At 54.9% G+C, this 23,963-nt stretch carries 20 protein-coding genes; 4 read left to right on the top strand and 16 right to left on the bottom strand.

What is annotated here, in order from left to right:
- Window positions 1-13 precede the first annotated feature (13 nt).
- The 5 genes from RB620_RS11225 to lplA form a co-directional block, all read right to left on the bottom strand.
- Complete coding sequence (locus RB620_RS11225; RefSeq protein ID WP_308094333.1) at window positions 14-1,354, bottom strand: sialidase family protein; 1,341 nt, start codon at window positions 1,352-1,354, stop codon at window positions 14-16.
- Window positions 1,355-1,814: 460 nt separating this feature from the next.
- Window positions 1,815-2,744, bottom strand: a complete 930-nt coding sequence (locus tag RB620_RS11220; protein ID WP_308094331.1) for a DUF4871 domain-containing protein — start codon at window positions 2,742-2,744, stop codon at window positions 1,815-1,817.
- A gap of 5 nt (window positions 2,745-2,749) precedes the next feature.
- On the bottom strand, window positions 2,750-3,310 hold the full coding sequence (locus RB620_RS11215) for an RNA polymerase sigma factor (RefSeq protein WP_308094330.1): 561 nt from the start codon (window positions 3,308-3,310) through the stop codon (window positions 2,750-2,752).
- Window positions 3,311-3,491: 181 nt separating this feature from the next.
- Window positions 3,492-4,667, bottom strand: coding sequence for an MFS transporter (locus RB620_RS11210; protein WP_308094328.1), 1,176 nt, complete (start codon window positions 4,665-4,667; stop codon window positions 3,492-3,494).
- A gap of 147 nt (window positions 4,668-4,814) precedes the next feature.
- Window positions 4,815-5,810, bottom strand: a complete 996-nt coding sequence (lplA, locus tag RB620_RS11205) for a lipoate--protein ligase (RefSeq protein ID WP_308094327.1) — start codon at window positions 5,808-5,810, stop codon at window positions 4,815-4,817.
- A 187-nt stretch (window positions 5,811-5,997) separates the two neighbouring features.
- Here lplA and RB620_RS11200 point away from each other — a divergent pair, with 187 nt between their 5' ends.
- Window positions 5,998-6,972 (top strand): aldo/keto reductase, encoded by a 975-nt coding sequence (locus tag RB620_RS11200; RefSeq protein WP_308094325.1) that lies wholly within the window; start codon window positions 5,998-6,000, stop codon window positions 6,970-6,972.
- 373 nt (window positions 6,973-7,345) lie between these two features.
- On the opposite strand, the gene RB620_RS11195 is transcribed toward RB620_RS11200, so the two are convergent.
- Window positions 7,346-7,699, bottom strand: coding sequence for a DUF3221 domain-containing protein (locus RB620_RS11195; RefSeq protein WP_308094324.1), 354 nt, complete (start codon window positions 7,697-7,699; stop codon window positions 7,346-7,348).
- 68 nt (window positions 7,700-7,767) lie between these two features.
- Window positions 7,768-8,751: a Gfo/Idh/MocA family protein gene (locus RB620_RS11190; RefSeq protein ID WP_308094322.1), complete on the bottom strand. Its 984-nt coding sequence runs from the start codon at window positions 8,749-8,751 to the stop codon at window positions 7,768-7,770.
- An 87-nt stretch (window positions 8,752-8,838) separates the two neighbouring features.
- Between RB620_RS11190 and RB620_RS11185 the strand changes: the two genes are divergently transcribed.
- Complete coding sequence (locus RB620_RS11185) at window positions 8,839-10,227, top strand: DUF5808 domain-containing protein (protein ID WP_308094321.1); 1,389 nt, start codon at window positions 8,839-8,841, stop codon at window positions 10,225-10,227.
- Between the two features lie 10 nt (window positions 10,228-10,237).
- Here the strand turns inward: RB620_RS11185 and RB620_RS11180 are convergent, their stop codons facing one another.
- From RB620_RS11180 to RB620_RS11165, 4 genes are all read right to left on the bottom strand, one after another.
- Window positions 10,238-11,002: an AAA family ATPase gene (locus tag RB620_RS11180; protein ID WP_308094319.1), complete on the bottom strand. Its 765-nt coding sequence runs from the start codon at window positions 11,000-11,002 to the stop codon at window positions 10,238-10,240.
- Window positions 11,002-11,508 carry a CYTH domain-containing protein gene (locus tag RB620_RS11175; protein ID WP_308094317.1) on the bottom strand — a complete coding sequence of 169 codons (507 nt, stop codon included), beginning with the start codon at window positions 11,506-11,508 and terminating at the stop codon, window positions 11,002-11,004. Before RB620_RS11175 ends, RB620_RS11180 begins: the two co-directional genes overlap by 1 nt.
- Window positions 11,509-11,546: 38 nt before the next feature.
- Window positions 11,547-12,224, bottom strand: a complete 678-nt coding sequence (locus RB620_RS11170) for a serine/threonine protein kinase (RefSeq protein WP_308094315.1) — start codon at window positions 12,222-12,224, stop codon at window positions 11,547-11,549.
- A gap of 247 nt (window positions 12,225-12,471) precedes the next feature.
- A complete protein-coding gene (locus RB620_RS11165) occupies window positions 12,472-13,602 on the bottom strand; it encodes a slipin family protein (RefSeq protein ID WP_308094314.1) in 1,131 nt (376 codons plus the stop codon).
- A 348-nt stretch (window positions 13,603-13,950) separates the two neighbouring features.
- On the opposite strand from RB620_RS11165, the gene RB620_RS11160 reads away from it, so the two are divergent.
- Entirely contained in the window at window positions 13,951-15,270 is a 1,320-nt protein-coding gene (locus RB620_RS11160; protein ID WP_308094311.1) for a helix-turn-helix transcriptional regulator, read from the top strand.
- Window positions 15,257-16,063 carry a WYL domain-containing protein gene (locus RB620_RS11155; RefSeq protein ID WP_308094308.1) on the top strand — a complete coding sequence of 269 codons (807 nt, stop codon included), beginning with the start codon at window positions 15,257-15,259 and terminating at the stop codon, window positions 16,061-16,063. Before RB620_RS11160 ends, RB620_RS11155 begins: the two co-directional genes overlap by 14 nt.
- A 99-nt stretch (window positions 16,064-16,162) precedes the next feature.
- On the opposite strand, the gene RB620_RS11150 is transcribed toward RB620_RS11155, so the two are convergent.
- The 5 genes from RB620_RS11150 to RB620_RS11130 form a co-directional block, all read right to left on the bottom strand.
- Window positions 16,163-18,436 carry a glycoside hydrolase family 47 protein gene (locus tag RB620_RS11150; RefSeq protein WP_308094307.1) on the bottom strand — a complete coding sequence of 758 codons (2,274 nt, stop codon included), beginning with the start codon at window positions 18,434-18,436 and terminating at the stop codon, window positions 16,163-16,165.
- Entirely contained in the window at window positions 18,436-20,361 is a 1,926-nt protein-coding gene (locus RB620_RS11145; RefSeq protein ID WP_308094305.1) for an alpha-galactosidase, read from the bottom strand. The genes RB620_RS11150 and RB620_RS11145 overlap by 1 nt, the downstream gene beginning before the upstream one ends.
- 21 nt (window positions 20,362-20,382) lie before the next feature.
- Window positions 20,383-22,005: an extracellular solute-binding protein gene (locus tag RB620_RS11140; protein ID WP_308094303.1), complete on the bottom strand. Its 1,623-nt coding sequence runs from the start codon at window positions 22,003-22,005 to the stop codon at window positions 20,383-20,385.
- Between the two features lie 62 nt (window positions 22,006-22,067).
- Window positions 22,068-22,946 carry a carbohydrate ABC transporter permease gene (locus RB620_RS11135; protein ID WP_308094301.1) on the bottom strand — a complete coding sequence of 293 codons (879 nt, stop codon included), beginning with the start codon at window positions 22,944-22,946 and terminating at the stop codon, window positions 22,068-22,070.
- Between the two features lie 36 nt (window positions 22,947-22,982).
- Window positions 22,983-23,954, bottom strand: coding sequence for an ABC transporter permease (locus RB620_RS11130; RefSeq protein WP_308094299.1), 972 nt, complete (start codon window positions 23,952-23,954; stop codon window positions 22,983-22,985).
- Between the last annotated feature and the right edge of the window lie 9 nt (window positions 23,955-23,963).

Below are 23,963 nucleotides of genomic sequence, written 5' to 3'. Positions count from 1 at the left end.
TTTGTAACAGAAATTACGACTTTAACCAATCCAATGTGAAGGTACCGAACTGAATGTCCATGTTATTCCAATCCGAATAGTCATATACGCGTTCATACAGGACACCGATTTCGCCGGTTTTTAATACCGTCAGGCAGGAATAACCGTAATACCCGTCTTCGATCACTTTGCTGTAAGGCCATGTTAATCCGCCGTCTTCGCTTAAGCGAACCGTGCCTTTAATTCTTGTCTTCTCATCGGCCGGATTGGCGAAGAGCACACGCACCTTGCCGTCTCCCTGATCGGGATACAGAATAACGCTGGATTGGCAGATCGGATCGAGAAGCGCCATGTCGAACGTCACTTCGCCCCAGGTTTCTCCTCCGTCCGTACTCGTCGTCACCGCGGTTCGTTGGAGCCCGTAATGATTCCTCAAATAATACTTCAGCTCACCCGTTGGCATTTCAATAATCTGGGATTCCGTCAAGTACTGCTTCCCTTCGGAGATCGTCCTCGCCGTGAGCACATTGCCGTCCAGCTCTCTTCCATCGTTCGGAGACGCGCCGCGCTGCCAAGTAGCTCCATGATCGTCGCTATAGATGCATGCGCAAGAAAGATGCCCTCCCTCATTCGAGAAATAAATCGGGAATACCAATCGGCCGGCCTTGTTCCCATGCTTTAACTGAATGCCGCACCCGGGACCGGATCCGATAAACCGCATCCATTCCTCTTTCACCAAGAGATTCAGTTCTTTCGGTTTCGACCATGTAAGTCCGTCGTCTTCGCTTTGGATGATTTGTAAATAGGACGTTCTCGCTTCGAGTAAACTCTCCTTTGGGTCGATGCCCTTTTTATAATACATATTCCCACGGGGCTCCCCTGACTTGAACGCATATCCTTCGGCATCAACTCTATAATCCGTGGCGTGTCCCTGCGAATCCGCAACGTCTCCGCCCTCGCCGAGGAAATACACATTCCCTTCCGCGTCATATAGCTTTCTGCGGCCATCCGAATCAAAGGCTATTCCGGACTCGCTTGCCCAAAGGCCGATTCCGCCGGGGGTATGGCAATAAAGCATGAAAATTGTGCCGGTTATTTCATCCTGCAAGAGGGCCGTATCAATCGCAGCCGCACCGTCCAATCCTTCCCCGGCGAAAGAAACCAGCTTTTGCACGGGACCCCACGTTCTCCCGTTGTCTTCGCTCCGTCGGATCGTTGCGTCGATCTGATTCGGATTATCCGTCTGGTCTACGATCCTGGCATCAATACCCGCAATCACGGTTCCTTTGTTCGTTGTAATCATCGATGGAATCCTGTAGGCTTTTGAATCGGCTAAATTCGGATAAAATAAGGCTTGCGTTTCGATATTCGGCATCTGCGAAGTCTCCCTATTGCTTTATTACTTTCAGTTAGAGAGTATAATAGAATTGAAGATGTTGCAAAAATGCCGAGCCAACTCTCAACTCTTCTTCGGTCACATCTTTCAGCCTCGTTATTTGTTGCGGAAAAAAGGAAACAGCACCGTTTGGCTTTCGAGCGTATATAAGTTTTCCTTCGTAACGACCAGCGTGTCCCCAGCTTCTTGTCCTGCTTCTCATTTCGCGCCCGCAACCACTGGAGTCTACAGGGATATCCCTTGGCGACTTTGGATTTCATCGTGTATGGGTGACTCATCCGACTAGCCCTGCCTCTAATCCAGTTCGTATACCTTGGCTCGTGCATTTGCCTCCAGCTTCCTTCAGATTCCGCCTCACCCTAGAGATGACGCCCATGCTGGACTACCACAAAAAGCAACCCCGAAGCGTCCGCTCCGAGGTTGCCTGTACCGCAAGATTCTATTGCTCGCGTACGTTGACGACGATGCTCTCGACCAATCTGCCATTCACGAAAGGCAGCAGCCTCCAAACGCCCGCCTCGGGAAGCGACATGCTGCTCGGCAAATGCGCGTCGGCGCCATTGTTAGCCCCTCCGAGATTACGCCCTTGAAGAACTGGAATCATCTCCGTAGTCCCCTGCTTGACGGCCAGCACTTCGAGCTCCCCTCCGTGTTTGAAGGTTTCCCCCCAGAAATGCCACATATATTTGTTCGGCTGCCCGGCAATAAAACCCGCATCGATAAAGCCCACCTTGCCCTCGATTCCCGTCATCTCGTAGTTCTCCGTCCTAAAGGACGGGCTTAGCTCCCAATCGGGCTCCGCGACATCGAGCTCAACCCTCGCGTACGGCGCGCCGTCCAAGCTCACTTCGAATCGCCATAACCCGCCGAGCGGCAAGGCGAAGCTCACGGTATGCCTCTTTAGCGTAGCGTAACCGCTGCTCGGGTTTTCGATAACGGAGACGGTCGGAGGGGTGACTGCCACGGTCTGGTTCGTTGCGTCATGCACCGCTTGTATCTCAAGAACCTTCCCCGCTAAGTTCGCAAAAGGTTCCGTAAAACTAAAGATATACCCGAATTCCCTGCCGGCCTTTAGCTCCGGATCGGGGTATACTTGCAGCAATAGCTCCCCGTCCTTGTAATAAGCGCCTCTCGGCTGCCGCTCCGCTTCCTTAACCGGGAGCCAACCGGCCATGCCTGCCGCATAAAAGACCCCCATCCCAAGTACGGCCACAGCGCAGACAAGCGCAACCGGCCAACCGTAACGTCTCGCGCGCGCATCAGATGTAATTCTTCTCCGCACGTTTTTTCTCAGCTCCTCGTTAAATTGCGATTGGGCGAACGGAGCGGCTTTCAATTGCTCCTCCCAGCCCGCATGCTCATCCTTCATCGTCGTCAGCCTCCTTTCGCTCGAGATTCGTCCAGCAGTTCGGACATTTTGCGTTTAGCCCGGGAGAGCCGTGACTTGACCGTTCCCTCGGAAACGCCGAGCGCCGAAGCGATTTCCGTCATCGTCATCTCGTAATGGTAAGCCATCAGCACGACCTCGCGATGTTTCCGTTGGAGCGTCATGACCGTCTCCCATACGCCGCTCGCTGCAATCTGGCCGAATACGATGTCCTCCGCGGATTCTGCCGCACCCGCCGCATCCTTTTTGATCGCGACGGCGTCCGTCAAAACGACCTTTCGGAAGAAGGCGCTCCTCAGATAATGAAGAGACTTGTTGCGCGCGATGCCAAGCAGCCAGCTCTTCACGCTCGATTCGCCCCTGAAGGCGTACAGCCGTCTGTACGCGACAATGAACGTCTCTTGCGCGATGTCGTCCGCGGCATCCCGCCTGCGCGTCAGGAAATAAGCGAATCTCCAGACGTCTTCCCCGTATTCCCTCATCAAATCCTCCAGCACCTCGGCCCGATCGTAGCCTGGCGCAAGATACCGCAAATAATGTTCGCTCACTACGATCCCCCCTTACCCATACGTTCCCTCAGCAACGTCGAAAGTTCCATATGCGCTTTTTTTTGTTTAAAAGATTTGAGGCAGTTCCGGCCGATCGTCGCATGGTTGGAACGAAAAAAAGTACCGCTGGGCTTCGCGGTACTCCTTATCTATATCGCTTCGGGGCTGTTCCTGAAGTCGATCAGGCAGAGCCAGTACGCTTTCGCGAGAAGCCTGCGAGGTAGACGAGGAACGCGGCTGCCATCGCCGCGATGAAACCGAAGCCGCCGAACAGATCCAGCTCGGAGGCGAAGTAACCGAAGCCGATCCCGGTCGTGACGAGCGCCGCGTTCAGGCCCAGCGACTGGAACGAATCCAGCGTCGCGCGCATGGTCGAATCGATGCGGTGATGCAGGTATCCCGCGGCCAGCGGTTCGATGACGCCAGCCGCCATACATACAAGGAACAAGGCGATCAAGCCGCTCCAATCTCTCGCGCGCGCCAGATAGGCGAATCCGACGGCAAGAGCCGCGGTAATCAGCATTAGCAGCGTTCCGAGCTTCATCCGTTCCTTCAGCTTGTAGGCAAGCAGATTGCCCGGCAGTCTGGCGAGAAACAGCGCCGCTGAGAATACGCCGAACGCCGCGACGGGGATCCCTTGCCGTTCAAGGTAGAGCTGCCAAAATTCGTCGACGAAGTTGATGGCGGCACCCGTGATCATCCCCGTTAGTACGACAGGGTAAATACCCGGATGGCCCCTGAAGAAGGCGATTGACTCCCGCACGTAGGTGCGGATCGGGATGGCGGAGGCATCCTCGTTCGTTACTCCCCTCCCAGGCTCTCTTAGCGACAACGTGAGCACCAGCGCGATCAGCATGCTGACGAAGGAAAGCCAATAGTTGAACGAGAAGCCGAACTTCCCTGCGAGCAGGCTTCCCGATAGGGCCGCGATCATGATTGCGGCGATGTCGAGCGCGTTCATTCTGCCGACGATCCGCTCGAAGGAAGATTGTTCGCCCGCTTCTTGCAGCGAGTCGTACAGAAGCGCATTGTCCGCCCCGCTGCTTGCGGAGCTGGCGATCGCCGTTAGGAAAACGACGAGGGCGAAGTGCCAGAATTCCGTGGCGAATAGAAGCAGGAGAAACTCAAGGCAGCCGATGAAGGCAGCCGTGAGCAGCATGCGTTTCCGCCCCCATTTGTCGGCGAATATGCCCGTGGGAATTTCCAGAATTACGATCGTGAGGGCAAAAATGATCTCCGTCAGCACGACCATCGGAATGGTCATTCCCCTCTCCTCCCAGAACAGCCTCTCGATCACGTACGCCGGGATCAGATGCTGGAAGAATCGGATGAAATATAGTTTTCTTACATTAGACATGTAGATTGGAACCCCTCTCTATGAGCATGACGTTTAGATGTTGTCATGTTCACATGGGGGCGCTCGGGCTGAGGCCGCAAATTAACAAGGAGGTCGGATCGTGGCCACTTGGCATGCTCCTTTCGAGTAATGTTTATTGGATACGGACTAGAGCAGCAGCTCCAGCCATTGCTCCTCCGTAATCGGCCCGAAGTAGTAGGGAAGGTCGATCGCCGCCGAGAGCTCACGGAGCGACGCCGCGTCGTAACGCTTGCCCGCCAGCTTCGCCGCTACCTCCGCGCTGTCTCCCCTACCGAAATAATCGCCGAAGATCGCGGCTTCCTTCACTACGCCGTCTTCTACTTGGAGACGCACGTCGAAGGTTCCGACCCCCTCGATCCGCTTGCGCTGCTGAACGTTGAAGGCAGGCGATCTTCCGTAATTCCACTCCCAGCTCCGATACCGCTCATTCGCCAGCTTATGCACGTTCTCCCAATCCGAGTCCGTCAGCTCGTAAACTTGCGGCTCGCCGCCGCCGTCTTCGAAGATCGACGCGAGCAGCGTTTCGCAGAACTGCTCGACCGTCATCGGCTCTTGCAGAAACTCCGAAATGTTCGCCACCCTGCTGCGGATCGATTTCGTCGCTTTCGAGACGTATTTCTCCGCGTTCACCTTAAGCGCGGACACCACGTTCTCGATCTCGGAGTCGAAGAGCAGCGTGCCGTGGCTGAACATTTTGCCTTTGGTGTGGAATTGCGCGTTCCCGGAAATTTTACGTTCGCCGACCTGCAGGTCGTTCCGTCCGGTCAGCTCCGCTTCGACGCCAAGCTTGCGCAGCGCCTTCACGACGGGCTCCGTGAATTTCTTGAAGTTATGGAACGATCCGCCTTCATCCTGCATGATGAAGCTGAAGTTGAGGTTGCCGAGGTCGTGGTAGACCGCGCCGCCGCCCGACAGCCTGCGAACGACGTGAAGCTTGTTCGCCTCGACGTATTCGGCGTTGATTTCTTCGACGGTGTTTTGATTTTTGCCAATGATGATGGAAGGTTCGTTTATATAGAACAAAAGGTAATCGTCTTCGGCCGGCAACGAACGGAGAATATATTCCTCCAGCGCTAGGTTGAGCGCCGGGTCCGTTATACCCTTGTTGCTTACGAAACGCATCTTTTTTCCTCCTCGGAAAAGTTCTCTTCAGGGAGATTATACCTCTCGCGCCGCGGACCTTCAACGTTGCGGCTTGCATCCGGCGGACGGCGGTTAAGAGTTAACGGGATTGGCGGACATGCGGTCTGTTCGGTATACTGGCAACAGGCAAGATAGCGGTACGAGAAAAGGGAAGGAGAGGATTGTGATGGAATACCGTCGTTTGGGAGAAAGCGGGCTGAAGGTGTCCGCGCTGGGACTCGGCACGAACGCGTTCGGCAAGCGGTCGGACGAGCGGACCTCGATCGAGATTATTCGGCAAGCGCTGGATCAAGGCATCACGTTTATCGATACGGCCAATATATATGCGGGAACGGAGTCGGAGCGGATCATCGGCAAAGCGCTGGAGGGACGTCGGCACGAAGCCGTCCTTACGACAAAGGCGGGATTGCCGCGGGGCGCGGGCGTCTATGAGCGGGGTTCTTCCAGGCGGCATCTGATGGCGGAGCTGGAAGGAAGCCTCCGTAGGCTGGGGACGGACTACGTGGATTTGTACCAAATCCATACGTTCGACCCGGAGACGCCGCTGGAAGAGACGCTCCGGGCGCTCGACGACATGGTTCGCTTGGGCAAGGTGCGTTATGTCGGCGCGTCCAATTATTTCGCATGGGAGCTCATGAAGGCGGTCGGCATCAGCGATCGGCTGGGTCTGGGCCGCTACGTCTCCATGCAGACGAGCTATTCGCTCGCCGACCGGACGCCGGAGCGCGAGCTTATCCCGATGTGCCTCGACCAAGGGCTCGGCATCATCCCGTATTTCCCGCTCGCGGGAGGCATCCTGACCGGCAAATACGGCACGCCGCTGGACGCGCCGGCCGGCTCGCGCGCGGAAACCGATCCCGGCTTCCGCCGATTCCTCGGCGAAGCGACGGTTACGCTGGCGCATCAGGTTGCCGCATTGGCGGAGGAGCTCGGCACGACCGCCAGCGCGCTGTCGCTCGCTTGGCTGCTGCGGCGGCCCGCGGTATCGACGGTTATCGTCGGCGCGACTCGGTCCGAGCAGCTGCGGAGCAACCTCGCGAGCCTCGCGCTCGAGCTGGACGACGCGACACTGGCGCGGCTGGACGAGATTAGCGCCCCGTTCCGCGGGGGCGAACCGTTCGCGATTTACCGGCTGCCGTAGGCGCCGGGCGCGGTGAGCGGGCGCGGTGAGCGGGCGCGGTGAGCGGGCGCGGTGAGCGGGCGCGGTGAGCGGGCGCGGTGAGCGGGCGCGGTGAGCGGGCGCCAAACACGCAAAAAGGCAGTCCAATACCCGGTGGGTATGGACTGCCTTTTTATCCAGCCGCGTCACTGGCTAGTAGATTGCTCCGGAAATAACACCCGAGACTTATGGCGATATGATTGTAGTCGAAAAATCGAATACAATCCGGCCTTTGGAGCTAGATTCGACGAATCTATTCGAAAATCCGTCTAGAATTCATCCAAATTTAGAAATTCGGATCATTGTGTACGAAAAATCGTCTACAATGGCCTTCCGTTCGATGAAGAAAGGCATGTTACTTAATGATTTCGACGCTGCCCGTCGCTTGTTCTGGATACGATTCCGCGATCGCGCCTTTAATGGTCATTCGCACCTGGTCCCCGATTTGGACCGCCTCGTAGGACTCCTGCTCGACAGCTAACCAGATCGCGTTCGGGGACACGTCCACGAGCAGGTTCTCAAGCGACACCTCTCCGTCGACCTTCTCCGAAACGATGAGCAGCCTGCCGCCTTCCTTGGCGACCACGTACCCCGATCCGTGATCCCATTGTCCGGACGAACCATCCGGCAAGCCGGCCCCATCCTTGTTGGCCGAACATGCGCAAGCGACAACGAACAATCCGATCATCACGATGATGAGTTTCTTCACGACTTCCCCCCTATGCGATCTTGATGTTCTAAACGCAGCTTAGAGGGGAAAGTTGCGCCTGTCGCCTCTTACTTATCCGCAGGATAAACAAGCCCGATCTGGCTTCTGGCCTCGTCCATGATTTCCATGACGATTCGGGACAGCTCATGCGAATTCATTTCCGACTCCGTTTTGCCCTCCTCGATCAGTCGAATAAACTCCTCCACCTCGTAAAACATGTTGAACTCCACCGTCGGTCTCGTTAAATCTTCGCTACGGCCGTCGCGGAACTTCAGTTGAACGATTTCTGGCTCGCTTATTTTGTCGATGACGAGATTGCCGTCTTCGCCTTGAATTTCGTTAGGGATCGCGGAGCTTGTTATTTTGGAATAAATCATGACCGCGTCCATGTCGTCGTATTGCATCAGGATGCTGCCTTCCCCGTCGACGCCCGACTCCAGCATGAAACCGGAAGCCTTCACCGCGTTCGGCCTGCCGAACAACGCGACCGCCGGATAGAGACAATAGATGCCGATATCCATCAAGGAGCCGTTCGAAAATTCGGGACGGAATGCGTTCAAGACGGTGCCTGCCCTATAAGCGTCATAACGCGAGGAATATTGGCAGTAGCTAGCAAAATACCGCCGGACCGGACCGATCCGCCCGATTCCTTCGCGAACAGCCCCGAAGCCAGGCATGAGCGTGGACTTCAGCGCCTCCATAAGCAACACGCCGTTCCGCTTCGCGGCGTCGATCATCGCTTCCAGCTCGCGGCTGTTCGATGCGATCGGCTTCTCGCACAAGACGTGTATGCCGCGGTTCATGGCCGCGATCGCGTACTCGGCATGCAAACTATTGGGGCTTGCGATGTACACCGCGTCGATCTCCCCGCCTGTGAACATTGCATCCATGTCCGTATAGGTGTGCGGAACGCTATATTTCTCCGCAAACTCTTTCGCGCGATCCTCCGTGCGAGAGTAGACGGCAGCTAGCTTGAAGCGCGGATGCAGCGCCGCTCCCGCCAGAAATCTTTCCGTAATCCAGTTGGTGCCGATAAGTCCGAATCGTATCATGGTGATGGTCTCCTTTTTTGACAAAAACAAATCGTCTATATTATAGTGGGTCGGAGCAACTGACGAGCATTCATAGGAGGTCTTCATATGGAAAAATACATATTGCTTGCGCCTGTTCTAATCGTGCTTGCCACGGTTGTCGCCATCTATTTCGGACATGCCAGACCGAAAGGAGGGCTCTTGTTCGGCGTCACGCTGCCGGACGAAGCTCTAAAGGACGATAAGGTTCTCTCCCTGCAAAAAGAATACCGGAAAAGCTACACGCTGTTTGCGTTGTTCGCCGCTGCCGCGGCGTTGCCGATCCTATGGTTCGGCGACACGTTTTCGCTGGGCTTCATCTACGTTTTTCTATGGCTGGCAGGCGTGATGTACACTTCCACAGTACCATTTAAGAGAATTCACTACAAGGCGGCCAAGCTGAAACGGGATAACGACTGGTTCGCAGCCGGCGCCAAAAAGAACGTTCGCATCGACGTCGACATCGCGCTCATGAGAGGCAAACAGCCTCTGTCTCCCTATTGGTTCATCGTGCCGGCGCTTATGTCGGCGCCGCTCATCGTCATCTCCTTGCGGGACGGCGTCGGCGTGCTGAGGCTGTCCGGTTTCGCTTCGCTTGTCATGACGGCCGTCATGTTCTTGCTTTATCTGGCGTTCAGCCGGGGCAAAATGCGGGCGCACAGCCGGAACGCGGTGCCGAACGCTGCGCTTAACCAGGCGGCCAACCGGCTCTGGTCGATGCTTTGGTTATCGCTGGCCGTGTTCGAGGCGGCGAACGCTTTTGTCGCTTACAACGTGCTCTCGAAGGGCAACTCGGGAGATCCGGGCCTATGGTTCGGCGGAATCTTTATGGTATCGCTCGTCCCGCTGATCGGCATCTTCGTCGTGCACCAGCATATCAAGGAGCTGGAGTACCGTTACGGCGATACGGACGGCAGCAGCTATCCGGCCGACGCCGACGCCAACTGGCGGCATGGCTTGTCCTATTACAATCCGAAAGATCCTGCCGTTTTCGTTCCGAAGCGGGTGGGCATCGGCTCAACGCTCAACATGGCGACGCGGACAGGCAAGGCGGTGTATTACGGCGCTCTTGCGGCAGTCGCGGCCATCGTGATCCCGATCGCGATTCTGATCGTGCGGGCGGACACGAGCCCGCCCCAGTTGGTCATCGGCGAAGGCGAGACGATCATCATCGAGGATGCGATGTACCCGCTCGAGTTCGCGCTGGACGAGGTGCTGGAGCTGACGCTGGAAGACGAGATGCCGAGCGGCTTCCGCCAGAACGGGATCGCCACATCGGAGTACGCGCGCGGCGATTTCAAGCTGACGGAGCTGGGCGAGGCCAAGCTTTATGTATTTAAGAAAAACGCTCCGTATATCCTCATCAAACTGCAGGACCGATACGTCGTCTACAACGAGAGAGACGCCGCCGCGACGGAAGCGTTGTACTCGGAGCTCCGGGAGCTGCTGAAAGGGTAGCGCGCCCTCATCAATCCTCATCTGCCAGTAACTCGCGGAGCATCCTGTCGCGGTTGTTCAGAAACTGCGAGGTGATCGCGTAATGCTCCGTCTCCTCCCAAGTCGTTCTCCTGATGCCGTCGCTCGATAACTGGTAGATCCACGCTTCGGGATAGGCCATCAGGATCGGCGAATGCGTCGCGATCACGAACTGGGAGTTGTCCCGGATGAGATCATGCATGCGCGCGAGCATCGCGAGCTGCCTCGAGGGCGACAACGCCGCCTCGGGCTCGTCCATGATATAAAGTCCGCGCCCGCCGAACCGATGCAGAAACGTCGCGAAAAACGATTCGCCATGCGACTGGGCGTGCAGCGAATCGCCTCCGTACGAGTCGATCAGCTTCGGGGCGTTCGCCGTTTCCCGGTCCAGCTCGTCGATGTAAGTCGCCACGTTGAAGTAGCTCTCCGCCCGGAAGAAAAAACCGTCCTTCGGACGCTGAGCGCCGCGCACAGGACGCAGATACCGATGCAGCTCCGAATGCGTATGCGCCGTCTCGAACGAAAAATTGATCGTCCCGCCTTCCGGATTAAACCCGAGCGCGACCGCGATCGCCTCCACGAGCGTCGACTTGCCCGCCCCATTCTCGCCGACGAGATAAGTCACCTTCGGATGAAACTCCAGTTCGTCCAGCTCCCTTACCGCATCCAGACTGAATGGATAACGGTCGAAGGAAGGGACGTCATCCCTTTGAAGGTACATTTTGCGCAAGAAGTGGCCGTTCCGGTGTATCGACATCACTCGCTCCACTTATCGCCTTGCAGCTGCTTCCATACGGTTTTGTTGCTATATTGCTTCTGCGAGCTGATGTCCTCGCCGAACCAAGCCGGCGCCTCGAAGGCATTCGCTTCCTCTAACGACTCGAATTCGACTTCCAGTACGGAAAGCCGGATTTGATCGTAGATATCGATCTCGATCGTCACGCCTTCCCACTCGGCTGTGATCCGGTTTTTGGTCAGCGGCCTGAAGCCGAATGCCATCACGACTTGTTCGTAAATGCCGCCCGTAATCTCGTATTCCACTTCTTCGCGCACCAAGCCGTTGCCGTTCTTGAACGTATGCGTATAGGATATTTCGCCGCTCCCGAGCTCCTCGATCCGCCTGACGCGCAGCTCCTGCGTCTCGTCGATCGCGAGATACGTTTGTTCGATTCGCTGCTCCTGCCGCACATGCAGCTCGCTTGTTTCGATAATTGTCCGCGGGTCGCCATTCAGCAGAAACTTCCTTTCGATTTCCATCGCCATAAATCCTCATCCTCTCGCGTTAGCGAATCTATACGGTTTTACTTGAAGCGCGCCAGCAGCCGGTTCACCCTGGCCGCGATCTCTTCCAGATTCAAGTTGGCCTGATCAAGCTTCAGGTAGCTCTTCTTGACGGCGTCCAGCAGCCATTCCGGTATGCGGCGCCCTTCGAAACCCGCGTAAAACTTCTCGTATGCCCAAGCCAGGTGCTCCCAACGTTTATCGTTGCCTTCCTTGACGTATTCGGAGACGTCCAGCACTTTGCCGCGTCCGTTCTGGAGAATGACATTCTTCAGATGGATGTCCCGGGGATTCAGTCCCCGCTCCCGCGCCAGCCGCCGCGCTTCATCGACGTCTTCCATCGCCCGCGCCGGAACCGGGATCCCTTCCATCAGACATTCCAGCAGCGTAGGTCCGGGCTCGTAGCTTATCACCAAATAGTTAGGGCCTTCTCCATGCAAGGTCGGGAAATACGGAATCCCTTCGAGCCGTTTATAGACGTCGCGCTCGGCCGTTTTCTTATGCAAGGCATGGTCCGAATATATTTTGAACGCGTAATCCGGCGTAGGCGCGTAACGAAATACAGCCGCGTCCGTCCCGATCCCGATACAGCTCAGCCCCTCTGCCCCGCCGGAAATTTCGACTTCCTGATTGCGTTCGTCGCCAACGACGCTAATTTTGCCCAACGCTTGCTCCGCTTCCCGCCAGTCCGTGCGCATCGCCGCTCCCCCTCGATCTGTTGCTTCATCTACTTGATTAAACCAGCTATCTAAAAGTATACCACCTCTGCAGCCGAAGTTCACAGAGCGGCATCCTCCCATTTCCAGAGCAAGGATGGCACTGAATCCCAACCCTGCAGATTTGAGCGCCGTTACCAAGTTCCGACTCTCTTTAACTCGTTGACACGTTTCCTCCAAAAAAAATAACCGGTCCATGGCATCCCGCCGCGGACCGGTTCACGCTTCCTCAATTTTTGGCTCCATTCGCTCCGCCCGCCCCGTTCGCGCTCAGCAGGGAATTGAGTCCTTCGAGCAGGCTGCCGCCGCCGGTGAGGGAGATCGTGCCGATCTTCTCGCAGATCTTCTCCAGGAACTCCAGCTCCTTCAGACGGTACAACGTTCCATTCTCGTCCATCAGCTTGGCCGTGTTCAGCAGGCTTCGCGTGGAAGCCGTCTCCTCGCGGCGCGTGATCAAGTTGGCTTGCGCCTTTTTCTCCGCCAGCAGCACCGTGTTCAGTATGTCCCGCACGTCGCCGGGCAGAATGATGTCCTTGAGTCCGGCGGAAACGAACTTCACGCCATACGCTTCGCTGCGTTCGTTCAGGCGGCCCAGCACGTACGCACCGATCTCCTGCTTCATGCGCAGCAGATCGTCGAGCTTCATCGTGCCGACGTACTCCCGCAGAATGAGCTGCAAGAGGATGTACACCTGATCCTCGAAACCTTTGATCTCCAGCGCCCGAAGCGGATTCGCGATCCGGTATTGGCAGACGAAGTTCAGCCGTAGCGACACTTTGTCCTCCGTCATGATTTCCTGCCCCGTCATGTCAAGCTGCTGCTGGCGCAAATCGGCCGTACGGACCGCGACGCTTACGGCGCCTCTCCAAAAGAAATAACGACCGGGACGCAGCTCCCGCTGGAGCACGTTGTCGTAGAATAACAGGCCGGTCTCGTGGCTCGCGACCTCGACTACCTGGATGTAGCCGGTCAGTCTGTTCAAAATCGGCCGAACAAGCTCGGCGGAAGCTTCGGGGCTGCGCGTATCTGCAGCGGTGAACGAATGTTTCTTCAGCACGTTCCAAAAGGCGTACACGCCGGGCGTCAGCAGCTTGGCGAACCTTCCGTCCTCGTAATGAAGCGCGTATTCGCCATCCGCCACTTCGACGACGTGCAGCTCGGAGAGCAGCTCCGAGTCCCGCAGGAACAGGTTAAGCTCCCTGCCCGCGGGATCGAACGGCTCCGTCAGCTCCTGCTTCTCGACCGTATATCCGGACCAAGCCGCGAACCGGTAGGTGCCCGGGCGGAGCAAACGCTCGTAGCTTCCCTTCTTGAACAACAGTCCTCTTTCGTTATCGGTTACGATAATCGTTTGTATCATGGTTTTGGTCTGGGAGGTTGGCTCCATTAACAGTGGAGTGCTATACCATTAGCATATCGCCCTTATGCGACCGGGAATCGAACCCGAATAGTCGGTTAACGGCCGCGGCTCCTACAGCATACGAACGCAGAGACTGCGCCCGCACTGCGGGACGAACGGGACGTCCTCGCCCGGGTAGGCCGCCGGCGTTTCATTAACCTCCTTCATCATGCCGCATTCATGGCCCGACGAACATGGCGGAAGTATGACGACGGCAGGAAAAAAATTAATCTTTTGGCACCCGCCCCATCGCTGTTACAATATATTGAAGATTAATTGACCGGGACGACAAGGGAGGAGCATCGAACGATGGCCAGGGAAAGCTTCGATAAGGAAATCCAGTTTCTGCGCATGCTCGCGCTCGCCAGCGGTGCGTACAGCCGTCAGCAATACGCGGAGCGGCTCGGCATCTCCGTCCACACCTTCGACAAAATGATGAAGCGGCTCAAGGAAATCGCCGCAAGCGTGCTGCCCGCTCGAACGGAGGCGCAGGAAGCCAAGGAAATGGCCGAGCTGCTGCGCTTCAGTTATTTGGACGCGCCGGACCCGCTGCTGCTGTTCCTGTTCAGGGCGAAGTCGCTGAAGGAAAGCGAAACGGAGCGGCTGTCCTGCCTGCTCGCTTCCCTGAAGGACGGCCACAAGACGGCGATGGAGCTGCTCGACGATTGCTGCGCGGCGATGTCCCAAGAGCTGGCCCCGCCCGACGAGAAGACGATCCGCGGTGACCTCAAATATTTGGAAGGCGTCGGCGTCATCCGGCGCGAGCCGGGTCCAAGGCCGTACCGATACGGGCTTTGGCAAGGCTTCGCTGAATCGCTGACGGCGGAGGAGCTGCTGGATTTGCACGATTACGCCAGCATGATGGCGAATACGCGGCTTCCGTCGGTTCAAGGGTATTTGCTGAAGGATACGCTCAAGAAGCGGCTTATGGGCGGCCACGGGTACGACGCGGAGGCGCTGGACGCCTTTTTGTATAAATATCATTACCATTCGCGCGTGCTGGACGAGGCGCATCTGTTCTCCCTGTTCGAAGCGATTGGGTCGTGGAGCCGGGTGTCGTTCCATTACTTTTCGCCCAAAAAAGAAACCAGCTACGCCTCGCGCAACACGAACCCGCTGTATCAGCGGGAGAGCGACGGCAGCCGGGAAAGCTGCTTGCCGCTCAAGATCGTGTACGACCACCAATACGGCCGGTGGTATCTGCTCGGCTGGGGGGCCCGGCATGGCGTTAAGAAGTATCGGCTGGAGGGGGTGACGGAGCTGAAGCTCGGAGAGGCTGCCGAGGAAGCGGAGTTCGCGGAGAAGCTGAAGCAGCTAGAATCGCGCATCCGCCACAGCTGGCTGATCGACACGGGGCGCAAGACACTCGTGCGTTTGCGATTCTACAAGCCCGGCCCGTCCATCCCGGATTTCGTGCGCGAGCGCGTCATCCAGCAAGGCCAGTGGGGCGAAATTACGGATGAGCGAGAAGACTCGTTTATCTATGAAATCGAGGTGAACGGCACGATCGAGATCAAGCCTTGGATCCGAAGCTTCGGGTCGAGCTGCGAGGTGCTGGAGCCCGCACGGCTGCGGGAGGAACTGATCGACGAATGGAAGGAGCTGGCCCGCTATTATGAATCCCTTTGAGAAAATTTTCAATTACCGCCTCCTCTCCCGTCTCGACGATCATGGCGCCTCAGCCGTCACCTCGCATGAGCGTACCTGGCTGAAAACGATGCTGGCGCATCCCGCCGCGGAGGAAGCGTTCCTCCCCTCCACGCTGGAGAAGCTTCGCGAGCTGCTGCGGGACGACCCGGCTGCCGACTGGACGCCGCATCTCGTCCATAAAGGCGACGGCAAGGAAAAAATGGTCTACCATCCGCTCATCCGCGACATTCGGAGAGCGATCCGGGACGGCAGTGCGCTTAGCTTCCGCTACGCGACCAAAAGCGGTCCTCCGCTCGAGCAGCGGACCGCGTACCCGTACAAGCTGGAATATTCGATGGTCAAGCGGGAGTGGTATCTGCTCTGGTACCATTCGCGCAAGGAAATGGTCATGAGCACGCGGATAGCCAAGCTGTCCGAGGTGACTGCCCGGCCGAGCGAAGCCGGTGCCGCCGAGCGGTACGCCGCCAAAGCGGCCGCCTATTTGGCCGCCCGCAGATCCGAAGCCGTCATCGCCATCGTGCCGGAGTACAACGAGGAGCTGTCGCGCATTCTGTACGCCTTCTCCTGTTTCGAGCGGGAAGTGCTGTACGACGAGGCGCTGGACGAATATCGGGTGAAGTTGTTCTTTTCGTTGAACGAGCAAGAGTACGTGTTGTCGAAGGTTCGTTTCCTTGGCAAACGAATCCGCGTCGTCGAGAACGACCGGCTGATCTCCCGCATGAAGCAGACCGTCTCTTGGGCGCTCAGTCGGTACGGGGAGGCTAGGGAGTAGGAAGATAAAAAGCCGGCACGTGGTATCACGGGCCGACTCTAGCGATGAAGCAAGAACAGCGAAAGGGCAATCGCCACTTTCGCTGTTCCCTCATCTGCATTACCTACGATCGAAGCTAACGGTATAGTGGGAAAGAGGGGCAATGGTCACGACCGTACAATCGATCATGGCATGTTCCCCCATCACCGTCCGCATATCTCCTGACCGTTCGGCAAACACTCTCACCTTCGCAGGAAATTTCGTCGGATTGTTCAGCATGACCCGAAGCTCTGTTTCATTCCGCTCCAAAACCTCGGCATCAATATGATCGATCGCGCATACAAATCCGGTGTCTGGCTGAATGTATACGCCCGGCACTTCAAGATAAGTAAGCATGGCGGAAACCTCGCACCAGCAAGAGCCTCCGGCTATAGCTCCAATATTTTCCTTGCCTTCCCAATCGCTTGTATTGACACGTTCGCCCATCCAGCCCGGCGGAGAGAAGCGACCGGTCGGCAGACCTCCCCAAGATATCTCTAGAGGCCGATCTTCCCTGGATAGATACTGCGGCAAATGATGTGCAATTTCCTGAATCAGCTCCAGATATGACGGATTTCCGGTTGCCCGGTACAGCTTAAACAGCGAGACGCCCGACAGGGTGCAGATGCCCGGCGCCGCATGCTTATTCTGTACGCTCGCCCATACCGCGCCAGCCGAGCGCAAATCAAGCTTGCGAAATTCGGAGTCCAAAGGATATTCATAATCGTAGGAGACACACCAGGTTGCGCACAGCTTGGCCGTATCTTCCGCCATCTTCAGCCATTTGCGCTCTCCTGTCGTTTCGTGCAGCGCCACATAGGACTCCAGCAGCGCAAACGCCGATTCGCTGTCCGGGCACTGGCTGATTTCGCCCGGCGCCCCGGTGGTCACGCCTTGCGAGACGAAGCGCTCATAATAATCGTCAGCCGACTGCTCCGCAATGGCCAAGTAGTCTGGGCGGCCCAAATATTGTCCGGCAAGCGCCAATCCGGCAGGCGCAATTCCGGCGCAGGCGCTTCCGCCGATGATTATCGTTTCTTTGTCCGCATCGACAAACTGCCCGAATTGCTTATGATTCTTCCACAGACGGACAAGCGCGTCGCAAGCTTTGATCAGGCCATCCTTCCAGACATCGGAAATCTCTTCATTCCTTTTATCCAGGAGCATAAACTGTTTGACCAAAAAATAGACCGCGTCCGCATGTTTTCTTATCAGCAGCTTGCCCGTATCCTCGTGCGCCCTGAATGCGTCGCCCAGCAGTTGTCCATGGCTGAAGATCCCGTAGAAAAAACCGGAAGCCGCTTGTACCGTATTAAACATGAAGTCCAGCGTTTGCCGCGCCCTCTCTTGGGAAAGCTCGCTGCCGATTGCCAGCTTCGGCAGCGTGTTGATACCGCCGCCGACCCATCCGGTCTGCCATTGGCCGAAAGTGGGATCGGGCGATGTCGATGACCGGTAAAAACCGTGCTGCTGCTGCCAATTATCCCGATTATACTTCTCCTCGAGGATTTCCCATGCCGCCGAGAAAGGGATCTCATGCCGCAGCCGCACCTTGCCTGTCAAATCCTTTCGAATACCGGCAAAATAACCGTATAACGAAGGAATGTCGGGGCAATCGAAAACATGCAGCCTGAACGAAAGCGTCACTTCATCTCCATTTCGAAAATCAGCTCCCCGGTCATCTGAGCTCTCCTTCGAATTGCACATCCTGTAATGGAATCGTCTGACAGCCGGAGCGGAAAGCGAGATGACAGCCTTCGTCCGGTCCTCGTTTTCTTCCAATGAGATGCCCGATTCTCCCAGCCTCGTTCCTTGCGCAGCCAACATGAACAATCCTTTATGATCCGCGCGGCTGCAGAAGCCAACCGCAGGAGTGGCCATATCTCCGGTCCTCACCTCAAGCTTCGACGGTCCGTTCTCCAGACTTAATCTCGGCACATCCGTAATGATCGTTGGAATATCCGGACCGGTCTCCTCTTCCAGAGTCAGCATTGGCGGGTACTTCTCCTTGGTTGCTTTGAAGCGATTGCCATTATAAGCGGCTGCCGGCATCATGACATAATGATCCTTCGACCACTGGTCAAGCATAATGTCAACCGAGACATTGGCCTCGCTTAGCGAACCTTCGATCAATTGGAACGTCACTTCACAATCGAGTACATCCCTCTTGTTCTCCACAGGCGACCACTTGCAGGCGATGCTCCAGCGCGATTGTTCCAAGAAAAGCTGTTCATTGCCTTCATTCATCAATTCCACCTCTGCCGACCCCGTCGGCACAACGCCGTCAAACTTCGTTAATTTGGCGACAATTCGGCAATTGGCGGATTCCATCACCTGCATCAATCCGCCGTTCATTACGCATCGCCTGCTTTATTTATTTCTAATGTGACGATTTCATGCGGCTGCAGCGTCAGCGACACAGCGCCATGGCCGCGACCATCCAGCGCGATAGACCCGTACCGCTCAACGCTTGCCTTGTCTCCGCCGGCAAATCCGGCGTATTTCAAAGGCAGCTCCAGCGTCACGCTCTTGGTCTCGGGCACTGGATTGAATACGACCAGAATGGCAGGCACATCGGCCTCAGTCGACACATGCATAACCGCATCCGGCTCATATCCGTTAGGCCGCGCCAAATGCACCATTTCGCCTGCCAGCGTCCTGCGGTACCGTTTGTAAAAGGAGATCCATTTGTCATAAATACGTTTCGTATTCTCCCCTATATAAGAGTACTTCCCATACAGCACACCGCTGTGCCCATATCCGAACAGACCTCCAAGGGCATGATCGTAGGTTGCCGTATTCTCCTCCGAAGCTTCGATGCTGTGGCCGTGATAAATTTCCAGATTACACGAGCCCCATGTTGCGCAAGCGGGATCCTTGTACCTCGAATCATACATAAACGCTCTTGTCTGGATCACCAATCTCATGCCGCCCATCTCATTCTGGTCTTCTTCCCGATAACCACCGGGACGCTGGTGCAATCCCAGAAACATCGCTTGCATCTCTTGCGGAGCCGTAATCGTTTTATTCCGTTTGGTCAGTTCGTGGAAAAACCGTTTCTCCCAATTCCAGTTCATAAATTCAACGCTTTGCGGAGTCGGATGCTTGTGGTCGCTCGCCAAACACGGCAAGCCGTGATAAGGCCCGTCAATAGCCAGACCGTCGAAGCCTATTTCATCAATCAAATGAAGCAGCTTTCCTTCGATATATTCGCCCCAAGGCGATTGGTAGCACATATTGCCAAGTCCTTCCGGGTTGTAATGAATGCCATCCGGACCCCTATACTGCCATTCGGGATGATCCTGACATATGCGGCTCCTATGATTAGCGATCGTTGTCGAGCAGTAAGGAAGCACTTTCAATCCCTTGTCGTGGTAATAGTCTACCAACCGCTTCAAGTCCTCCTCGCCTCTTGGAAACAGATTCGGACGTGGAATGTAGTCGCCCACATTCGTAAACAGCTGGCCAACGAACAGCTCAACCGCTTCTACGCCATCTGCCGCAGACTGGTCTGCCACCTTCAGCAGCTCTTCGTAGGATTGGCATGTGGAGACAATCCTTTTAATATCCGGCGCCGTAATCCACGGTGCGATTTTTTTGTACAGACGGTGCAATATAATGGAAGCTTCGTCCCGGTCGCCGGAGGTGACGGCTTCATAGCACTTGAAAGTCTCGAAGCTCTCGCCGGGCTGCAGCTTCATGCCGATCGGCTTCGGGAACTCCATGCGCGTAAAGGTAAAGTAATATTCATCTTCTTTCATAATGTTCCAGTAATAATCGCTGAACACCGAGAGCTCGACTTTTCCTTCGAACAGTCTGACGATATCGACGGTCACATTGTCAATGGTCACCGGCGTCCCGGATTCGTTTATTACTTTTACGCTTTTGGTCAATAGCGGGAGTTCATCCGCAATTTCATATTCGATAACCAATTCGATCGGGGGGATCTCTTGGCTTCGGCCCTTACAATGCAATCGCAAAATATCGCCGAAGCTCCCCCTGTCCCGTTCTGTTCCGGTTACCGTGAAAGCGCCCTCCCTGTCCCAGTTCGACCGGTGTTTCCACGGGCCCGCTTCATAAGCGCGCCCGTTAATGGTCACTGCAGCTTCGTAAGGGAGCGACGATTCGAACGAGAAGACGGGGTACCAGAAGTCGCCCCGCTCCTCTCCGTTCGGCCGTATATGGAATACGGTTGTCGCCAACCCTTCCGAAATATCGATTTCACGCAACAAATACGCGTTAGACATCGTGATTTTGTTATTTTGAATGTGAATACCCATATTCGGCCTCCGGTCTATCGATTATTGCGCCATTAATTCCTCGTATGCTTGCTGCGCTTCCGCCATCACCTTGTCGCCGCCCATTTCTCTCCACTCGGCCACATAGTTATCGAAATCGCTGACAGGCTTCTTGCCTGTGATCATATCAAGGAAAGTCTGCATCGTCAGCTTATCCAATCTTTCTTTGTGATCATTAAATACCGGCTTTACAATCGGGCCCAGGATGTCGTATTTGCCCTTGCCCATATGAATCAGCTCATTCCGCATCGGCAGCAAAGATTTGTCTTTGGTATTGAAAGCAGCCAGCTCTTCGTTGAAATCGTCATTCCATCCGCCCGGCACAGAGTAAGCACCGTCAAATCCATACTTCCACCGTTCCTTCTGATCGTCGTACGGAGGGATGAATTCATAATTTCCGTCTGCCGTCTTTTTGAAGGTTTTCCCTTCTTCCCCGTAGGTTCTTGCAATGATCGCTTCCAAATCAAATGAAGTATATTCGAATACCTGCAAGTACTTGATCATTTTGTCGTGATCCTTTTCGAGCTGCTTGCCAAACATGATATCGACTCCAAACAATGCGTTGCCCTGAACCATGCCGAATTTCCCCTCCGGTCCTTTCGGCCCCGGAATCATGGCAAAGCCGGCATTCGGATTATTTTTATGGAGATTTGTATAAATGTCATTGCAGCAGAACACGCCGTCCGGAGCAAGCCCGAACCAATAGCTGGAGACGGCTCCCGCTTTCTCCTGAATCATTTTATCCTGAACATTGCTATCCTTGTTGACGATAAATTCGGGATCGATCAGCTCGTTCTTATACCAGCGGTTCAACACCGTCAACGCTTCCTTCGCTCCCGGCATAATCTCTCCGCGAACCACCGTTCCGTTCTCTTCCGTGAACGCTCCCGGATATACGCCGTATGCTCCGAATACGAAATCAAACAAGCCATTGATGTCAGCTGCCGTACCAGTAACTCCATAGGTGTCCTTATTACCGTTGCCGTCCGGATCATCATGCCGGAATTTCGTCAAAGCGTCTTCCATTTCTTCGATCGTTTCCGGTGTTTTGGCAATTCCTACTTTGCTAAGCCAATCTTGACGAAAACCTACGACCTTGCCGGTTGGCGCCAAGTCCCATACGCCAGGCAGTCCGTAAATTTTCCCGTCTCTGCGCAAATATTGAAAAGGATCGTCGCCAAGCACCTTCTGAAGAAATGCCAAATATTTCGGGGCATACTGCTGCAAGTCCTCCAGTTTGATCTCAGCCACTACATCCTGTTCGATCAGTTTATCGTACTCCTGATAATTCAAGCCTTTCCACCAGTCCGGAGTATCGCCGGAAGCAATGGAAAGATTCAGCTTTTCTTTGGACGTATCCGGTGAAGCTACGTAAAACTCGGCATCGAAATTGAACTTCTCTTTCAAGGCATTCATGTAATATCCATCGATTTTTGTTTGTTCCGGATAAAATGTCCAGAAATGCAGCTTCATCTTCTCGTCAGCCGTCTCCGGTTTCGCAGCATTGTTCGTCTCCGACTCGCCGTTTTTCTCTTCCGTAGACGGCGCTTTCCCGCATCCGGCGGCCAACAGGATAATCAAAGTCATGATAAGGACCAAACTCAATACCATTTTTCTGCTTCTCAATGCAATCATCTCCTCATCACATGTTATTGAACACCATCATCATGCAAGCTGCGCTCAAGCATTTAGCCCTTCACAGCGCCCACCATAATGCCTTTCACAAAATATTTCTGGATGAACGGATATACAATCAGCATTGGAAGAATGGATAACATGATGACCGTTGCCTGCAGCTGCCGTCCCGAGAACGGACTTTTCTCCTGCAGCTTGGTAAGTACATCGTTGAACTGGGTCGGATTATTCAGAATAATAATCCTTCTGAGCACCAGCTGCAGCATTTCCTTATTCGGGTTGTTCGTGTAAATGAGCGCGTCGAACCAAGCGTTCCAATGATAGACGGCTACCCAAAGCGAGAGCGTAGCGATAATCGGCATCGACAAAGGCAGCACAACTTTGGCCAATATCGTCATATATCCCGCACCGTCCACCATCGCCGATTCTTCCAGGCTTAACGGCAGCGACCTGAAAAAATTTCGCATAATCAGCACGTTGAATGTGCTGAGCATGGCTGGAATGACAAGCGCCCATATCGTGTTGTACATGCCCAAATATTTGATCAGCAAATAATTCGGAATCAAACCCCCTCCGATAATAAACTGGATCAACATAAATCTAGTAAACCATTTGTTAAGCGGCAAATCCGGTTTGGACAACGGATAGGCGGTTATCGAAGTAGCCAATATGCTGATAACGACTCCCAAGCATGTGCGGATAATCGTATTTTTGTAGCCCACCCATAAGGCGTCAAACTCCAACGCAAGCTTGTAGCTGTCAAACGTCGGCATGGACGGTATGAGCTGAAACGAGCGATACGCCGCGTCACCGCCGTCCAGCGATATAACGACTTGCGTCCAGAATGGATATAACGTGATGAACAGCACAACCGTCATTATTGCGTACAATAGAACATCTGCCATCTTATTTCCGTAAGATCTCGTGACCAAGACGATTCTCCTTCCCAGAGACAACAGCGCGACGATCTACCACAACGTATGTTCACCGCCGCCCATTTTTTTGGCCAGCCCATTTACTGTGAGCATGAGAACCAAACCGACCAGCGACTTGAACAGCCCCACCGCCGTTGCATAGCCGTAGTCCATATCCACCAAACCTTTGCGGTACACGTACGTATCGATAATGTCCGAAACATCGTATACATTCGTGTTATACATATTGAATATTTGATCAAACCCGGCATCGAGGATTCCCGACATGGACAATACGAGCATAATGCTGATCACAGGCATAAGAAGAGGGATCGTAATATAAAGCATCCGCTTCAGCCTTCCCGCCCCGTCTACGACAGCCGCCTCATGCAGATGCGGATCAATGCCGGCGATCGCCGCGAAATAGATGATCGAGCTCCAACCGAAGCTTGCAAGCACTGAGGTTGCGACAAGAACAGCCCGGAAATATTGCTGATCCGCCATAAAGAGGATCGGATCGCCGCCAAACAGCCTGATGACGGCATTGACGGGCCCATCCAGCGAAAAGATGCTCATAAAGATGCCGCCCAAAATGATCCATGAGATAAAGTGTGGCAAATACGAGACGGTTTGCACCGTTTTCTTGAACTTCGCATTCCTTACCTCGCTCAACAGCACCGCGAACAAAATCGGAATCGGAAATCCCCACAGCATCTTGTACAAGCTGATCAGAATCGTATTTTTCAGCACAACGAAGAAATATGGATCTTGAAAAGCATTCCTGAAATGTTCCAATCCGACCCATGGGCTGTTGAAAAAACCTTTCGTAATGTGAAAATTTTCAAAAGCGATAAGCAATCCGTAAATCGGAATATAATTGAATATGGTTACGTAAACAACGGAAGGAATCATCAGCAGAAGCAGAACGCGGTATTTTTTATATGCGCGTCGCTTCTCCTTCCGGTTGTCGGTCCCGAGGCGCCTTGCCTTGCCAGGTGGATCGACCACGGCCGTTACATCCCCCATCAGGCATCT

This window comes from Paenibacillus sp. LHD-117 (genome assembly GCF_030929555.1).
Classification (GTDB): domain Bacteria; phylum Bacillota; class Bacilli; order Paenibacillales; family Paenibacillaceae; genus Pristimantibacillus.
This window is presented reverse-complemented; position numbering and strand designations above follow the sequence as displayed.

Coding starts and splice junctions, on each gene's coding strand:
- RB620_RS11225 (WP_308094333.1), bottom strand. CDS start 1,354: ATGCCGAATATCGAAACGCAAGCCTTATTTTATCCGAATTTAGCCGAT.
- RB620_RS11220 (WP_308094331.1), bottom strand. CDS start 2,744: ATGAAGGATGAGCATGCGGGCTGGGAGGAGCAATTGAAAGCCGCTCCG.
- RB620_RS11210 (WP_308094328.1), bottom strand. CDS start 4,667: ATGTCTAATGTAAGAAAACTATATTTCATCCGATTCTTCCAGCATCTG.
- lplA (WP_308094327.1), bottom strand. CDS start 5,810: ATGCGTTTCGTAAGCAACAAGGGTATAACGGACCCGGCGCTCAACCTA.
- RB620_RS11200 (WP_308094325.1), top strand. CDS start 5,998: ATGGAATACCGTCGTTTGGGAGAAAGCGGGCTGAAGGTGTCCGCGCTG.
- RB620_RS11190 (WP_308094322.1), bottom strand. CDS start 8,751: ATGATACGATTCGGACTTATCGGCACCAACTGGATTACGGAAAGATTT.
- RB620_RS11185 (WP_308094321.1), top strand. CDS start 8,839: ATGGAAAAATACATATTGCTTGCGCCTGTTCTAATCGTGCTTGCCACG.
- RB620_RS11180 (WP_308094319.1), bottom strand. CDS start 11,002: ATGTCGATACACCGGAACGGCCACTTCTTGCGCAAAATGTACCTTCAA.
- RB620_RS11175 (WP_308094317.1), bottom strand. CDS start 11,508: ATGGCGATGGAAATCGAAAGGAAGTTTCTGCTGAATGGCGACCCGCGG.
- RB620_RS11170 (WP_308094315.1), bottom strand. CDS start 12,224: ATGCGCACGGACTGGCGGGAAGCGGAGCAAGCGTTGGGCAAAATTAGC.
- RB620_RS11165 (WP_308094314.1), bottom strand. CDS start 13,602: ATGATACAAACGATTATCGTAACCGATAACGAAAGAGGACTGTTGTTC.
- RB620_RS11160 (WP_308094311.1), top strand. CDS start 13,951: ATGGCCAGGGAAAGCTTCGATAAGGAAATCCAGTTTCTGCGCATGCTC.
- RB620_RS11155 (WP_308094308.1), top strand. CDS start 15,257: ATGAATCCCTTTGAGAAAATTTTCAATTACCGCCTCCTCTCCCGTCTC.
- RB620_RS11150 (WP_308094307.1), bottom strand. CDS start 18,436: ATGAACGGCGGATTGATGCAGGTGATGGAATCCGCCAATTGCCGAATT.
- RB620_RS11145 (WP_308094305.1), bottom strand. CDS start 20,361: ATGGGTATTCACATTCAAAATAACAAAATCACGATGTCTAACGCGTAT.
- RB620_RS11130 (WP_308094299.1), bottom strand. CDS start 23,954: ATGGGGGATGTAACGGCCGTGGTCGATCCACCTGGCAAGGCAAGGCGC.